Origin of the sequence: Rhodococcus sp. NPDC019647 (assembly GCF_044389235.1) — a bacterium.
GTDB lineage: Bacteria > Actinomycetota > Actinomycetes > Mycobacteriales > Mycobacteriaceae > Rhodococcus_F > Rhodococcus_F oxybenzonivorans.
Genome location: NZ_JBIRXS010000024.1, coordinates 61,291 through 79,478, shown reverse-complemented (window position 1 = coordinate 79,478; position 18,188 = coordinate 61,291). Strand labels below are relative to the sequence as shown.

The following is an 18,188-nucleotide window of genomic DNA, read 5'->3' as shown; positions in this document are numbered from 1 at the left end:
TCGTCCGAAAGCGGAAGAAATGAAGAGCTTGTGACGTCAGCACCAGCCGTCGCATCACCACCCGGCGGGTCTTATCGGTCGATCTCCATTCTCCAAGCGTGATGCACGGCGTCGGCCAAGTGTGCGGCGAGCAGTGGGCCGATCACACTGACCGCGGAAGGTTCGGTCATCTGCCAATGATTCGCAGCCACAGAATGGTTCGCGATCCGCCCGTTCACCCAGGGGCGCCAGGTGCCGACCGCACGCCGCAGCGTCGGATCATCGTGCGCCGCCGTGAAGAACAGCACGTCGCCGTCGAACAACCCGGGCCGGTAGTCGCTCATGAGGGTGGCGTTGTGGTGCGCGGCCGCGGTCAGGCGATGCAGGTACTCGGGGCTCAGGGCCGACAGCACGTCCGCCGTGTCCTCCTCGCGAACCGCCGCCTCACCGCTGCCCTCCGACTGCTGCGTTTCCGCGAAGCTGTCGAGCATGACGAGTGAACCCACCACGTGGCCGGTCTCCTGCAGTCGCACCGCCATCGCATGGGCAATGACGCCACCGATCGACCAGCCGGCCAGATCATAGGGGCCTTCGGGCTGGATCCGCTGCACCTCGACGAGATACCGGTCGGCAAGTTCCTCGATCGAGCCGGGCAGCACCTCTCCCACGACGGCCGGAGTCTGAATGCCGAAGACAGGGCGGTTTTCGTCGATGTGTTCGGCGAATCCCGTGTAACACCAGGCCAGTCCGCTGATCGGGTGGATCCAGAACATCGGCGCACCCGCCCCACCCGCGCGGATCGGGAAGACCACGTCGAGCGCGGGATCCTCGGTGTCGCCGTCGGCCGCGTCCATGCGGGCCGCGATCGCGGCGGGTGTCGGCTCGGTCATCAACCATTGCAGCGACACGGTCACGTCGCTGCCGGCCCGTAGTCGGCTCACCGCCCGCATCGCGGACAGCGATGTGCCACCGAGGTCGAAGAAGTTGTCCTCGGCGCCGACCCTGTCGACTCCCAGGACTTCGGCGAACACAGCCGCGACCGTGCTCTCGTGTCCCTCGTTCGGCCGACGGTATTCGGCAGCAACGAAATCGGGGCGCGGAAGCGCATCGACGTCAAGCTTCCCGGTGGGGGTGAGCGGGACGGAATCGATGCACACCACCGCCGACGGCACCATGTGCGTCGGCAGAAACTCTGACACGAATGCGCGCACCCGAGCGGGGTCTGGCGCGGACCCCGCGGCGGGGACCACGTAGGACACCAGCACGGTGTCACCCGACGGGCCGCGACGGCCGAGGGTGATCGCGTAGTCGACGTCGGGGTGTTCCAGTACGGCGGCGTCGATTTCACCGAGTTCGATGCGGTAACCCCGGATCTTGACCTGGTGATCCGAGCGGCCGCTGTACTCGAGTTCGCCCGCTGCCGTCCAGCGGACGATGTCGCCGGTGCGGTACATGCGCTCGCCGGGTGCGCCGTAGGGGTTGGCGACGAACCGTTCGGCGGTCAGGCCGTGCCGAGCATGGTAGCCGCGCGCCAATGCCGGTCCCGCGACATACAGCTCACCCGAAACACCGGCAGGAACGGGCCGCAAGCGGGTGTCGAGAACCATGACCTCGAATCCACGCACCGGATGCCCGATCGTGACCGGCGCGCCAGCCACGAGGTCACCGACGGTCGAGATATCGGTCGCCTCGGTCGGTCCGTAACCGTTGAGCATGATGCGTCCCGGCTGCCAACGGGCCACCAGTTCGGGAGTACACGCCTCACCACCGACACCGAGGACGCGCAGTTCCTCCAGCCCCTCAGGGTCGATCGAGGACAGCATCGCCGGGGTGATGAGCGCATGCGTCACGTGCTCGTCCCGGACGAAGGCGGCCAATTCGTCCCCGCCGATCACGCTCGGTGGGGTGATCACCAGGGTCGCTGCGGCGGAGAGGGCGGACATCATTTCGCCCACCGCCATGTCGAAGCTGGGCGAGGTGTTGTGCAGGAACCGGGACGACTGCTCGACGCGGTAGTGCTCACGGCGTTCCGCGGCGAGGTTCGCAAGGCCGCCATGGGTGACGACGACACCCTTCGGCCGTCCTGTCGAACCGGACGTGTAAATCATGTACGCCGGGTTCTCGATACGCACAGGCCGCGCGCGTTCCGCGTCGGTCACCGGGGTGGCCGGGATGGCGTCGAGCGCGTCTGTGATCTCGTCGAGAAGGAGCCAGGAGGTATCGTCCGGCAGTCCATCCCGATCCGCAGCGACGGTGATGCCGATGCGGGCGCCGGAGTCGAACAGCATGTGGTCGATGCGCTCCGTCGGGTAGGTGGGATCGACGGGGAGGTAGGCGGCACCCGTTTTAGCCACCGCCCATACCGACAGCACCGATTCCACCGACCGCGACAACGCCACAGCGACGAACGTTTCGGGTCCGACACCCTGCGCGAGCAGCAACCGGGCCAGACGGTTCGACCAGGCGTCGGCCTCGCGGTACGTCCAGTCTCGGCCCTTCCAGGACAGCGCGACCCGTTCCGGGGCGGTACGTGCGGCGGCGTCGATGTTCCCGGCGAGGGTGGTCGGCGCCGCGGCCGGAAGACCGCGCACAGGCGCGAGGGCAGCGTGCTCGTCGGGGTCGAGGATTTCGATCCGGCCGATCGGTGCGGCGGGGTCGGCCACCAGTGCGGAGAGAACCCTCAGCAGCCGTGTGCGGAGCGCGGTCACGTACGTCTCGTCGAACACATCGGTGCGATACCTGAGCGTGAACCGCAACCCGTCGTCGGCGAACACCGTGAGAGTGAGCGGGTAGTGGGTGGCTTCCTCGCCGGATACACCGAGGACGGTCATGCCGTCGATCGAGGTCACCTCGGCCAGTGCTGCGGTGTCCACGGGATACGACTCGAACACCGTCAGCGTGTCGAACAGGGCGCCGCTGCCCGCAGTCTGCTGGACATCGCTCAGGCCGAGGTAGTGGTGATCGAGCAGCGTCGCCTGTTCGCGCTGCACTCGGATCAGGAGGCCGGCCGCCGATTCGTCCGGGTCGATGCGTACCCGCACGGGCAGGGTGTTGATGAACAGGCCGACCATCGACTCGACGCCGTCGAGTTCGGCGGGTCGGCCCGATACCGTCGCCCCGAACACCACGTCTTCGCGGCCGAGCATGCGGGACAGCAGAATTCCCCATGCGGCCTGGACGAGCGTGTTGAGCGTGACACCGAGTTCCGCCCCGAGTGCGGTAAGCCGGGTCGACAGTTCGGGTCCGGCGTCTGCGTCCACCGCCGTCACTGCGGTCGGTCCCGGCTGTCCGGAACCGTCGGAGGCGACGAGAGTCGGCTGCGCCGCACCGGCGAGTGCCTCGGCCCACACGTCCAGGGAGGCGGCACGGTCGCGCGATGCCAGCCACGACAGGAACCTGCGGTACGACGGCACCCGCGGCAACACGGACGCGTCACCTCGGGTGGCGTACAGAACGAGGAGTTCCTTCAACAGCAACGGCATGGACCAGCCGTCGACGAGGATGTGGTGCAGGGTCACGGCCAGGACGTGATGCCCGTCGCCGCCGTCGATCAGCGTGAACCGCAGTAGCGGCGGCTCAGCGAGGTCGAACCGGCGCTCGCGGTCGGCGGTGAGCGCCGCGTCCCGCGCAGCGGCTCGAGCGGACTCGTCCACGGCCCCGAGATCGATGGTGCGCCAGGGGATCTCCACGCTGTCGAGGACCACCTGCACGAGTTCGCCGGTACTCGCACCGACGAACGCTGTGCGCAGGTTCGCGTGCCGGTCGAGCAGGGCGGAGATCGCTGTACGCATCCGGTCGGCGTCCACGACGCCACCGAGTTTCAGCACCGTCTGCGTCGTGTAGACGTCCACCGTGTCCTGCGCGAGCTGCGCATGGAAGGCGAGCCCGTGCTGCAGCGGCGACAGCGACCAGACGTCGGACAGTGCCGGGTACTGCTCTTCCCACAGTTCGAGGTCCCGCTGCCCCACCGCGACGAGGGGCACGTCCGACGGCGTGAGCCCGCCCGCCGTTCCGCTGTCCACATGCGCCGCGACCGTGATGAGCGCACTGGTCCACAGGTCCGCAAGCTCCCGGACGTCGGCCGCCGACAGCACTTCCCGGGGATACGAGAAGGTGGCCGTCAACCTGGACTCGCCGTCCACACCGGTGACGATCGCGTTGATGTCGAGAACGGCGGCGGCGGGCATGTCGTCATTGCCGACTCCCCCGAGGTCGCCGAAGTCAGTGGTGGGCGTCCAGCCCAAGTGCGCGAACTCCTCCGGAATGTCCGCCGCCGATACCCGGCCCAGGTAGTTGAAGCTGACCTGAGGGGTGGGGAGGTTGTCCAGCGCCGCGGCGGTCTCGGAGTTGAGATGGCGCAGCAGCCCGTAGCCGAGCCCGCGGGCAGGTAGTGCGAGCAGGTTTTCCTTGACGGCCTTGACGGCGCGGGAGGTGTCGCCTGTCCCGGCCAGGGCGGCGTCGACGTCGATTCCACCGAGGTCGATCCGAACCGGATACACGCTGGTGAACCATCCGACCGTGCGGGAGAGGTCGGCGCCGGGCGCCGCCTCCTCCTCGCGTCCGTGGCCCTCCAGTTGCAGGAGAAGTGAGGACTCGTCGATTCCCCGGCGACGCCGCCAGGCGCTCACGGCCAGTGTGAACGCGGCGATCAGCCCGTCGCCGACGCCACCCCGGAAGGCAGCGGGAACGGACGTCATCAGTGATCGCGTCACCGCCGCGTCGAGTTCGACGCGCACGTGGTCGACCGTGGCCAGGACGTCGGTTGCGGGGTCGAACGGCCGGGACCCGAGCGTCGGGTCCGGACCGTCGAGAATCCCCTGCCAGAACGGCAATTCCGCAACTCGCTCCGGGGTGTGCGCGTCCTCGGTCAGGGCGTGCGCCCACCGGCGCATCGACGTGCCGACCGGCGGGAGCGTCGCAGCCTCACCGGACGAGATCTGCGCCCACGCGGCGATCAGATCCGGAATCAGAATGCGCCAGGACACGCCGTCGACCACGAGGTGGTGGGCGGAGACGATCAGACGGCCGCTCCGTCCGGGTACGCCCACCGGGTCGAACCAGACGCACTGCAGCATGATGCCGGCCCGCGGGTTCAGGCGGTCCAGCGCCGAATCCAGTTCACGCCGAGCCGTTTCGGTCGGATCCGTCCGCGGATCCCAGTCGATCCGGTGCACGAGAGAGTCGACGTCGACGTCGCCTGCCGGTGCCACCTCGAGCGTGTTTTCGCCGACGAGGCGGGCACGCAGGATGTCGTGGTGCTCGATCACGGCCGCCAGGGTCGCGATCAGACCTGCCCGGTCGATGCCCACCGGCAACTCCAGTGCGACCGACTGCGAGTAACGGTCGAGAGTGCCACCGCGTTCGGTGACCAGACGCATCACCGGAGTGAGCGGCATCCGGCCGACACCGCCGCCCGGAAGTTCCTCCAGTACGACGGGTTCGGTGTCGGTGGCGTCGACCGCCACCTGCGCGAGGGCAGCAACGGTCCTGTGCTCGAACACGTCCCGGGGCGAGATGATCAGACCGTGCGCCTTCGCCCTCGACGCGAGCTGGATCGACGCGATGCTGTCGCCACCCAGACCGAAGAACGAATCGTCCACACCGACCGTCGAGACGCCCAGCAGCTCGGCGAACACGCCCGCCAGGACCTTCTCGTTGTCGGTGACCGGCGCCCGGAAACGCGCGGTCGCGGTGACGAAGACCGGTTCGGGCAGCGCTTCTCGGTCGAGCTTCCCGTTCACCGTCACCGGCAGCGCCTCGATCACCATGTAGGCGTCCGGGATCATGGGCGCAGGCAGGGCGTCCTCGAGGTGGCGCCGGATGGCGTCCGTGTCGAGTGTGTGACCGGGGGCAGGCACGAGGTAGGCCGCGAGACGCTGCCCCGACGGGGTGTCGTGGACGACGACGGCGGACTGGCCCACCGTGTCGTGGCGGGTCGCCGCGGACTCGATCTCCCCCAGCTCGATCCGGTTGCCCCGAATCTTCACCTGACTGTCGCCGCGGCCGAAGTACTCAAGTCCGTGCGTTCCGGTCCAGCGGACGATGTCGCCGGTGCGGTACATGCGCTCGCCGGGTGCGCCGTAGGGGTTGGCGACGAACCGTTCGGCGGTCAGGCCGTGCCGAGCATGGTAGCCGCGCGCCAATGCCGGTCCCGCGACATACAGCTCACCCGAAACACCGGCAGGAACAGGCCGCAAGCGGGTGTCGAGAACCATGACCTCGAATCCACGCACCGGATGCCCGATCGTGACCGGCGCACCGGCCACGAGGTCGCCGACGGTCGAGATATCGGTCGCCTCGGTCGGTCCGTAACCGTTGAGCATGATGCGTCCCGGCTGCCAACGGGCCACCAGTTCCGGCGTGCACGCCTCACCACCGACACCGAGGACCCGCAACTGCGGGTGTCCGGCCGGGTCCATCGTGGCGAGCACCGCCGGGGTGATCAACGCATGGGTGACCTGCTGACGGTCCAGAAGCTCGGACAGTTCGTCGCCGCCCACGATCTCGGTCGGCGTGATCACCAAGGTAGCGGCGGCGCTCAGCGCCGACACCATCTCGCCGACGGCCATGTCGAAACTGGGCGACGCCTTGTGCAGGAAGCGTGACGACTGCTCGATTCGGTAATGCTCGCGACGTTCGGCGGCAAGGTTCGCAAGGCCGCCGTGCGTGACCACGACACCCTTGGGCAGACCCGTCGAGCCCGACGTGTAGATCATGTATGCCGGATTCTCGACGCGGACCGGGCGGATCCGGTCTGCGTCGGTGATCGGCTCGGCGCTCGCCGACTGGTGCCGGGCGGTGACATCCTCGGTGTCGAGGGTCAGCCAGACGACGGTGTCCGGCAGCGCGGCCCGTTCACCAGACAGCGTGACACCGAGGGCGGCGCCGGAATCGGTGAGAATGTGTGCAATGCGATCCGCCGGGTATGTCGGGTCCACGGGCACGTACGCCGCACCGGTCTTGGCCACCGCCCACACGGCCAGCACCGATTCGAGCGACCGCGGGAGAGCGAGGGCCACGAAGGATTCCGGTCCCACCCCGTGCTCGAGCAGTAGCCGGGCCAGGCGCGTGGACCACTCGTCCGCCTCGCGATACGTGTACTCGCGACCGTTCCAGCTCAGCGCAGGCGCGTTCGGGTCGGTCCGGACAGCCACGTCGATCAGGCCGGCGAGTGTCGTCGGAGTCGCCGACGGCGCACCCCGTACGCACACCGCCGCCCACTCGCTCGGATCGAGGAGGTCGATGTCGCCGACGATCGCGCCCGAATCGGCCACCACTGCGTCGAGGACACGGACGAATCGCCGGGCGATGTCCTCCGCGGTCGCCCGGTCGAAGAGGTCGGTGGCGAATCTCAACGCGCCCGACAATGCACTCGCCGAATCGCCTTCGGTCAGGACCAACGCCAGGTCGAACTGCGCGGTGTCCGCCTCGAACGGAACGGGTTCCACGGTCACGCCCGGCAATTCGAAGCGGGTGACACCGCGGTGCTCGAACGACAGCGCCACCTGGAACAGGGGTGTGTGGGCCTGAGTGCGGACGGGAGTGAGGACGTCGACGAGCCGCTCGAACGGGATGTCCGCGTGCCCATACGCACCGAGGTCGGTGTCGCGCACCCGTGTCAGGAGTTCAGTGAAGCTTTCGTGCGCAGCGACGTGCGTACGCAGGACCAGGGTGTTGACGAACATTCCGACCAGGTCGTCGAGGTGCTGCTCGCCGCGACCGCTGACCGGGGTGCCGACTGCGATGTCGGACGTCGACGACAACCGCGACAGCACGACCGCCAGCGCCGCGTGCAGCACCATGAACACGGAGGCGCCGTGATCGCGGGCCGTCTGCTCGAGCGCCAACGCGGTGTCCGCCGGAACGTCGAAGCGCACGGTGTCGCCGCGCTGCGACGGCACGGCCGGGCGGGGCCGATCGGTGGGCAGCTCCAGCACGTCCGGCAACCCGGACAGCGTCTCGGTCCAGTACCGGATCTGCTGTGCGGCCAGTGATTCGGGATCGGACTCGGAACCCAGTGCCGCGTGCTGCCAGACCGCGAAATCGGCGTACTGCATCGGAAGCGGTGACCAGTTCGGGGCGTGTCCCGCACTTCGGGCGGTATAGGCGACCATGACATCGCGAGCGAGCGGACCCATGGACACGGCGTCGCCGCTGATGTGGTGAACGACGACGACAAGGACATGCTCGTCGACGGCGGTGCGCAGAAGTCTCCCGCGAAGGGGAATTCCCGCGGTCACGTCGAAGCCGCCGTGCAGGACGCGGGTCACCTCACCCACAAGTTGGTCGGTGGTCACGTCGACCGGGGTGAGATCGAGGTCGACCCGGTCGGCAGGCAGGATCACCTGCACGGGGCCGTCACCGTTGTCGGGAAAGACCGTGCGCAGCGACTCGTGCCGTTCCAGCACGTCGTGGACCGCGGTGTGGAGGGCCGCGACGTTCAGCGTCCCCGTCAGCCGGATCGCGAGCGGAAGGTTGTACGCCGCCGACTCCGGATCGAAGCGATTGAGGAACCACATCCGGTTCTGCGCAGACGACAACGGGATTCGCTCGGGACGCGGAGCGGCCACGAGTGCCGTTCCGCCGCCCGTCCCGGCGAGGACGGCAACGCGCGCTGCGAGTGCCTCGACGGTAGGAGCATCGAACAGCTCCCGCACGGGAACTCTGCTGTCGAGTGCACGGCCGAGTCGTGTGGCGACCTGGGTGGCGATCAGCGAGTTGCCGCCGAGGGCGAAGAAGTCGTCGTCGAGGCCGACCCGCTCGACACCCAGGACGTCGGCGAACACCTCGGCGACAACGCTTTCGGTCGCGGTGGCCGGCGCCCGGAAAACGCGGGCCTCGAACGTGGGTGCAGGCAGGGCCTTCCGGTCGAGTTTGCCGGACGTGCCGAGGGGGAAGCTGTCGAGGACCAGGATGGTCTCAGGCAGCATGTAGGTGGGCAGCGTGTGTGCGATCGCGGTGCGCAAGTCGTCGACGTCGACGTCCGAACCCGCGGTCGGGACGACATAGCCCACGAGATGATGGCCGGTGCCGGTCGGTACGACGAGCACCGCCGCCTGCGACACCTGAGCATGGGCGAGCAGAGCGGTCTCGATCTCACCGAGCTCGATGCGCTGGCCACGGAACTTGACCTGGAAATCGGTGCGCCCGATGTATACGAGTTCACCGGTCGTGGTCCAGCGGACGAGGTCACCGGTGCGGTACATCCGCTCCCCCATACCGAAATACGGGTCGGCGACGAAGCGGTCGGCGGTGAGGTCGACACGGCCGTGGTAACCACGCGCCAACTGCACACCGGCGAGATACAGCTCGCCCGGAACACCCACGGGCACCGGGTGCAACCTCGAATCGAGGACATAGACGCGGCTGTTCCACTCGGGTGTACCGATCGACACCGCACCACCCTCAGGCGTGTCGGTGACATCGGCATAAGTGATCGACACCGCGGCCTCGGTCGGCCCATACAGATTGTGGACCCGCGCCGCCGAAATCTCGGTGAAGTCCCGAACAGTCGCAGCGGGCAAAGCCTCACCGATCACGAACACGTGCCGCAGGGTGGTCAGCGCCTCACGTCCGACACCGTCGGCGAAGACGGACAACATGGACGGCACGAAGTCGGTGACCGTCACCCGGTGCTCTCGAATGGTGTCGGCGAGATACTGCGGGTCGCGGTGCCCGTCGGGTGTCGCGACCACCAACGTCGCGCCGGCAGCCAGCGGAAGGAAGTAACCCCACAGGGACACATCGAACGTCGTTGCGGTCTTCTGCAAGTACACGTCCGACGCGTCGAGTGCGTACTCGGAACGCATCCAGGCGATCTGGTTCACGATCGCCCGGTGCGTCACCGCGACGCCCTTGGGCTTGCCGGTCGAGCCCGACGTGAAGATCACATAGGCGACCCCATCCGGGCGCACCGTCGAATTCGTCAGCGGTGCCGACGAAACACCGTCGACATCGAGGATGTTGACAAGGATGACGGACCGATCACTCGCAAATGCGTCCCGCGACGTCGACAGGACACAGATCGGATCGGCCGCATCGAGGATGTACCCGATACGGTCGGCCGGATGGTCCGGATCCACGGGAACATAACCACCGCCCGCGGTCAGAACCGCATACATTCCGACGACCAGGTCGACAGAACGGCGCATGGCCAACGCCACCAGCGTTTCCGGACCCACGCCCTCGGACATCAGGACCCGCGCCAACCGGTTCACCCGACCCGCGAACTCCCGGTAAGTCAGCGATTCACCCTCGAAGACGAGTGCCGGCGCATCCGGGGTCCTGCGTACCTGGTCCGCGAAGGCGTCGAGCAGCAGGGCCTCGGGCAGCGGATGGTCCGTCCGGTTGCGAATGTCGACCAGCTCTGTGTATTCCGACGCATCGAGCACGGCCACGTCACCGACCGGTGTCGATGGGTCCGCGGCCACGGCCCGCAGGATGCGGGTGAACTGTTCGGCGAACGTTGCGATGGTCGACGCGTCGAACAGGTCGGTGGCGTAGGTGAAGGACGCGTGGATTCCGCCGTCAGCCTGTTCAGTGAGGGTCAGATGCAGATCGAACTCGGCCGTCTGCAGCTCCGCCGGGACGGTCGAGACTGCGAGTCCCGGCAGGTCGAACGTGGTGGGGGCCAGGTTCTGGAAGGACAGGGCGACCTGGAACAGAGGGTGCCGACCCTGCGAGCGAACCGGATCGAGAACTTCTACCAGCCGCTCGAACGGCACGTCGGCATGCGAGAACGCACCCAAATCGGCTTCGCGGGTGCGCTCCACCAACTCGTCGAACGTGGCCTCCGGCGCGACGTGAGTCCGCAGGACGAGGGTGTTGACGAACATGCCCACGAGGTCGTCGAGGGCCTGCTCGCCCCGGCCGGCAACGGGAGTTCCGACCACGATGTCGGCCGAGTTCGAGAGCCGGCTCAGAAACACCGCGTAGGCAGCGTGCACGGTCATGAACAGGCTGGCGTCGCGGGCGGCCGCTAATTCACGCAACACTTCGTGGGTGTGGGCGTCGACATCGAACGTCAGCTCGCTGCCGCAGTGTGACTGTCGGCGTGGACGCGGCCGATCGGTGGGCAGGGTGAGCTCGTCCGGCAGCTCGGCGAGAGTGCGCACCCAGTACTCGGTTTGGCGGGACACCAGCGAGGCGGCGTTGTCCTCGTTGCCGAGCAGTTCGCGGTGCCAGAGGCTGTAGTCGGCGTACTGGACCGGGAGTGGCGACCACGCAGGCTCGTCCTGTTGCGCACGTGCGGTGTACGCGAGCATCACGTCGCGGGCCAGCGGCGCGAGCGAGAAACCGTCGGCGGCGATGTGATGGACCACGACGACGAGAAGGTGCTCGTTCTCGGAGACCGCGAACAGGCCTGCGCGCAGGGGTGGTTCCACGGTGAGGTCGAATCCCGTAGTCGCGAACTCCACTGCCCGCTGCAGCGCCTCGCTCTCGGTCACCTCGAGCACGGTGAGGTCCGGGAGCGCCGACTCGATGGAGACCAGGACCTGGTGTGGGCCGGTGGGTGAGTCGGGATAGATCGTGCGCAGTGCCTCGTGCCGTTCGAGGACGTCGCTGAGCGCTGCCTGCAGAGCGGAGACGTCGAGCGTCCCGGTCAGGCGGAGGGCGAGCGGCAGGTTGTCGACGGTGGAACCCGGGTCGAAACGGTTGAGGAACCACACCCGCGCCTGCGCCGGAGACAGCGGAACCCGATCCGGTCTCGGACGTGCCTCCAGGACCGGGCGGTCGGACCGTCCGGCGGTGTCCACGGCGGCGGCCAGCGCCGCGACGGTGGGTGCGTCGAACAGCGACCGCACGGACAGGGACGTGCCCGTGGCCGCGCGCAGGCGGGCGATCACCTGGGTGGCGGACAGGGAGTTGCCGCCGATCTCGAAGAAGCTGTCGTCGGCTCCTACCCTGTCGACGTCGAGGATCTCCGTGAACACCCGCGCGACAAGCAGTTCGGTGGCGGTCGAGGGCGCCCGGAACACCGTCCGCGCCGCAAATGTGGGGGCGGGTAGCGCCGGGCGGTCGATCTTCCCGGCCGGGGTGAGCGGAAGGGCGTCGAGGACTGTGACGGTTGCCGGCACGAGCGCGCGGGGCAGCAGTTCTGCCGCGGCCGCCAGGATGTCGGAGACGTCGGGGCTGGTTCCCGGCGCTGGCACGACGTAACCAACGAGTTGATCGCCGAGCCGGGGGTGGTGATGGACGGACGCTGCCGCGGCCACCACGTCGCAGTGCCGGGACAGCGCGGCCTCGACCTCACCGAGTTCGAGGCGCAGACCCCGCAGTTTCACCTGCGAGTCGGCGCGGCCCACATAGGTGAGCTGCCCGTCGAATCGCAGCCGCACCAGGTCACCGGTCCGGTACATCCGGCTGCCCTGAGGTCTAGAGGGATTGGCGACGAACCGTTCCGACGTCAGTCCGTGCCGGGCGTGATATCCGCGGGCGAGGCCGGGACCGGACAGGTACAACTCACCCGTGACACCGCGCGGCACGGGCCGCAGCCGGGAGTCGAGGACCAGCGCCTGCGTGCCGTCGAGTGGGCTGCCGATGGTGATGTCGGCGCCCGGGGTGAGCGGTTCACCGATGGTGACGACGATGGTCGTTTCGGTGGGACCGTAACTGTTGAAGAAACGCCGCCCCGGGGAGAACTGTTCGACCAGCTGCGGTGGGCACACCTCACCCCCGACGACGACGGTGCGCAGGTCACCGAGTGCGCTCGCATCGACGGTGCTCAATGCGGCTGGGGCAGTGAGCACGTGGGTGACGCGCTGGTCGCGGAGCAGGGCGGTGAGGTCTTCGCCGCCGACCACCGACGGCGGCGCGATCACCAGGGTGGCCCCGGCGCTGAACGCTTGAATCATTTCGAAGACGGAGGCGTCGAAGCTTGCGGACGACAACCGGAGCACGCGGGACTGCGACGTAGTGCCCAGTTCCGGGCGTGCCTCCGCCGTGAATGCGCTCAATCCCGTATGAGTGACCGTGACGCCCTTGGGTGTTCCGGTGGAGCCGGACGTGTAGATGAGAAACGCCGGATGCTGCAGGCGCAGCGGCATAGTGCGGTCGCGATCGGTGACCGGTGCGGCCGACGTGACGTGTGCGACGTCGTCCAGCAGCAGCCACTCGGTGCCGCCGGGCAGCCCCGCCGCGGTGGCGGTGTCGGTCAACCCGAGCGCCGCACCCGAGTCGGAGAGCATGTGCTCGATGCGTTCGCGCGGGTAGCTCGGATCGACGGGCACGAACGCAGCGCCCGTTTTGGTCACCGCCCACACGGCGAGGGCGGCCTGGGCGGTTCGCGGAAGTGCCAGCGCCACCACCGTTTCCGGACCCACGCCGTGCGTGATGAGTACGCGTGCCAACTGGTTCGATTGCGCGTCGAGGTCCGCGTAGGAGAGTTCCCCCTCCTCCGACACGAATGCGATCCCGCCGCGCCCGGCACCGCTCGTGAAGATGTCCGGCAACGTGCGTGCGACCACGGCAGGCGGTTCGGGTGGCGCGGTCAGTGCGGCGTGTTCGTCTGCGGTCAGCAGGTCCAGATCGCCGACCGCGCATTTCGGATCGGTGATCCCCTGCCGCAGAAAATTCTCGAAGCGGACGGAGAACGAGTCGATCGTGTCGCGGTCGAACAGATCGGTGGCGAAAATCCAGGACGCCGCCATTGCGGCACCGTCGGGGCGGAGGGTCAACTGCAGATCGAACTTCGCCGGCACCACACCGAGATCCAGTGCCGACACCGACAGACCGGGAAGCGTGAGCTGGTTGACGCTCTGATCCTCGAGCGACAGCGCAACCTGGAAGATCGGCGAATACGCCTGGGAGCGTGCCGGTTGCAGTAGGTCGATCAACCGCTCGAACGGCAGGTCCGCGTTGCCGTACGCCGCAAGATCGGTCTCGCGGACGTGCCCGAGCACCTCCGCGAACGAGGACGCCGGATCGATGTGGGTCCGCAATGCGAGCGTGCCGACGAACATGCCCACCAGGTCGTCGAGGGCCTGCTCGCCGCGGCCCGCGACCGGAGTGCCCACCACCACGTCTGTGGTCGCGGCGAGGCGCGCGAGCAGTGTGGCCAGGGCCGCGTGCACCACCATGAAGAGGGTGGCGCCGTGGCTGCGTCCGAACGCCGTGGCTTGCTCGACGAGTGCGCTGTCGAGACGGAACGTCGAGATCTCCCCGCGCAGTGACGCCACGGCCGGCCGACGCCGGTCGGTGGGCAACTCGAGCAGCTCCGGGGCGCCGCGCAGTTGCTGACGCCAGTACGCAGCCTGGCGTGCGGCAACACTTCCCTCTTCGGACTCGGAGCCGAGGAGCTGCCGCTGCCAGACGCTGTAGTCGGCGTACTGGACGGCGAGCGGTGTCCAGTCCGGGGTCTGGTGGCCGACGCGGGCGGTGTACGCCAGCATCAGGTCGCGGGCGAGCGGCCCCATCGACGCGCCGTCCGCACTGATGTGATGCACCACCACGACGAGAACGTGTTCGCCCGGCGACAGCTCGAATACGCTGCTGCGCAACGGGACCGATGCCGTCACGTCGAAACCGGTGGACAGCTCGGCGGTCAGCACTGCGAACAGCTGTTCTTCGTCGTCGACGCGGCGCGGTTCGAGGTCCAGCGCGAGGTCGTCGAGGGGGACGATCCGCTGATACGGGCCGTCGGCAGAGTCGGGATACACGGTCCGCAGCGCCTCGTGGCGCTCCAGGACGTCCCGCAGCGCCGCCCCGAGGGCAGCAGTGTCGAGGTCGCCGGACAGCCGCAGTACGAGCGGAATGTTGTAGGCCACCGACTCGGGGTCGTAGCGGTTGAGGATCCACATCCGGGACTGCGCCGCGGACAGTGGAATACGATCCGGTCGTTCGATGCCCACCAGCGCCGGGCGGTCCCCGCGCTCGGCGGCGTCGACCACCGCGGCGAGAGCCGCGACGCCCGGTGCCTCGAAGATCACCCGCACGGCCAACGACGTGCCTGCCGACTCGTTGACCCGGCCGATCACCCGGGTGGCACTCAGCGAGTCGCCGCCCAGATCGAAGAAATCGTCCTCGGCTCCGACCACGCCGGCACCGAGCACACCGGCGTAGGCGGCCGCGACCAGCCGTTCGGTGTCGGTACGCGGGGCCACGTACTCGCGGACCGCGAAGACCGGTTCGGGTAGGGCTTCGCGATCCACCTTGCCCGCCGGGGTGAGCGGAACCCGGTCGAGCTCCATCACGGTGGACGGCACCATGTAGCTGGGCAGGAGGCGGGCGGCGTGCGCGGCGAGCGCGGCCTGATCGAAACGCGAATTCGGCCGCATTCGCACGTACGACACCAGCACCGAGGTGCCGCCCTCACGTTCCCGCACGGCGGACACCGCGAAGTCCACCGACTCGTGCCCCGACAGCACCGCATCGATTTCACCGAGTTCGATGCGCAGTCCGTGCAGCTGTACCTGGAAGTCGCTGCGCCCCACATACTCGAGGACGGGTTGCTCGCCGCGGCTCCACCGCACGAGGTCGCCGGTGCGGTACAGGCGGTTACCACCGCCCCCGGGGAACGGATCGGCGACGAATCGCGACGCCGTCAGACCCGAACGGCCGTGATAGCCCTCGGCGAGCCCGGGGCCCCCGAGATACAGCTCCCCGGTCACCCCGCGCGGCACCGGCCGCAGCCAGCGGTCCAGGACGACTGCTCGTGCGCCCTGCATCGGGCCGCCGATGGTGATCGCGGCGGGGTCGGTCTGCGGACCCTCCATGGTGATCACGATCGTCGACTCGGTGGGGCCGTAGCTGTTGTAGAGACGGCAGCGGCTGCCGAACCGCTCGACGAGATCCGGCGGGCACACGTCGCCACCGACGACCACGGCCTCGAGCGAGTCGAGGCCGGCGGCGTCCACGGTTCCCAATACCGCGGGTGCACTGATGATGTGGGTGACCCGCTGCGAACGGAGGAGAGCCGTGAGTTCGTCGCCGCCGTACACGCCCGGTGGCACGATGACCATCGTCGCGCCCGCGCTGAACGCCTGGACCATCTCGAACACGGACGCGTCGAAGCTCGACGAGGAGAAGCGCAGCACCCGCGAGTCGCGCGTCACGCCGAGCTCGGGCAGGGCCCACGCGGCGAACGCGGCCAGGCCGGTGTGCGTGACCACCACACCTTTCGGCGTGCCCGTGGAACCCGAGGTGTAGATCATGTACGCCGGATGGCGAGGTGTCAGTGGTACCGGACGATCGGCGTCCGTCACCGGTGCGACCGACAGCTTCGCGCAGGCAGACGTGAGCGCGGAGTCGTCGAGGGCGAGCCATTCGACGCCGGTTCCCTCGAGCAGGTCGCGGTGCGCGGTGGCCGTCAGACCGAGGGTCACGCCCGAATCGGACAACATGTGGGCGATGCGCTCGGCCGGGTAGGCCGGGTCGACGGGGACGAACGCCGCCCCCGACTTCGCCACGGCCCACACCGCCACGACGGAGTCGACGGACCGAGTGAACGACACCGCCACGAAGTCACCGGGGCCCACTCCACGGGTCAGCAGCAGACGTGCGAGCGCGGTGCTGCTCTCGTCGAGTTCGCGGTAGCCGGTCGTTGCTCCATCGAAAATCAGTGCCGTGCCGTCGGGGTTCGCCCGGACCCCGGCTTCGAACAGGTCGACCAGCAGCAACGGGTCGGGTGCCGCCGGGCCGGCGGCAGGCACGAGTTGTGCGTGCTCGTCCGCCGTCAGCACGTCCAGGTGTGCAACCGGGGTGTCCGGGTCCGCGTCGGCGAACCGGGCCAGCAGGTCGAGGAACCGCGCGTGGTGTCCGGCGAGTTCCTCGGCCCCGTACAGGGCGGGGTTCGCCTCGAAATCGATGCGCGACGAACTTCCCGCCACGCTCGGGTACAGGTTGACCGAGAGGTCCTCGACGGGTCCGGTCGACAGGACGTGGAACCGACCGGTGAGCTCGGCGAGGGTGATTTCGGAATGGAAGTTCATGATGTTGATCGCGGGACCGAAGAAGCCCCGCTGATCCTGGGCGGCGCCGGCGTCGCGGCGGATGTCCTCGCTGCGGTAGCGCTGGTGGCGCAACGCACCGGTGAGTTCGAGTTGGACGGCGGAGACCAGCGCGGCGACCGTCGTGTCCGGGGTGATCGACACCCGCAGCGGCACCACATTGGACACCATGCCGCCCGATCGACGCAGCACGGCGTTGGTGCGGGCCGACACGGGCAGACTGAGAACGATGTCGTCCGAACCTGTCATCCGGGCGACGAAAGCTGCGGTCGCGGCCACGGCGACAGCCGCGAAGGCGGAGTTGAGACGCGAGGTCGCCCCGTCCACCGACCGGGCGACGTCGGTGGGCACCTGCCCGCCGTGCCAGCGGGACCGAGCCTGCGCCGGGGCAGTGCGGCCCGCGAGGCTGACCGGGACGGGGAGGTTCCGGGATCGGGTCGCCCAGTAGTCGCGGTCGGTGAGGTACCGGGAAGAACCGATGTATGCGTCCTCGGCGGCCGAAACCTCTCGGAGGTCACCCGCCACCGACGGCGTCGGCTCCACACCCCGGATCTCGGCCGTGTACAACTCGGCGGCGCGGCTCATGAACTTCATGGCGCCGTAGCCGTCGAGCGCGATGTGGTGGATACGGCAGTACCAGAGATGGTGGTGGTCGCCGATCTGCAGGGTGGCCGCCCGGATCAGCCGGTCCGAGAGCAGATCCAGCGGTGCGGTGTAGTCGGCGCGCATCCACTCGACTGCGGCAGCGTGGGGGTCCGGCTCCGCCCGGAAATCGTGGTGTCCCACCCCGTCGTCGAGAGTGAGGTCGACAGTCTGGAGCGGTTCGCCGTCGATTTCGACGATCCGGAGCATCCCGCTACCGATCTCGCGGGCAGCGACCTGACCTGCACGTCGAAAAGCATCGACATCCAGAGCGCCCTCGACGTCGATGTACTGCGCAATCGTGATCGGCACTTCGCCCATGAGGTGCTGGGCATACCAGATACCGCGCTGAGCGGCGGTGAGGGCGAAAAAGTGCGAATCGTTCTCGTTGACACTGGTGTCAACGCGGGCGGACGTACCAGCCGCGAACTCTGCCGGTTCCACGAATCGTTCTCTTATCTACTAGGAGCGGCGAGACGACTCTTGCTCCGGTGACCGACTACGTGTGCCCTGCGGTGGTTACACCCCGTGGGACAACTTACGTAGGGTTGCATAACCTACATAAGGTCGTCAAATCGCTCGGGTGTAACTGGATCGGTAAGTCGACGCGCCACCTGTGCG

Annotated in this window: 1 protein-coding gene; it reads right to left on the bottom strand. The window is 68.3% G+C overall.

The features are described from left to right. Positions 1-71: 71 nt before the first annotated feature. Positions 72-18,011 (bottom strand): amino acid adenylation domain-containing protein, encoded by a 17,940-nt coding sequence (locus tag ACH49N_RS29590; protein WP_358276279.1) that lies wholly within the window; start codon positions 18,009-18,011, stop codon positions 72-74. Between the last annotated feature and the right edge of the window lie 177 nt (positions 18,012-18,188).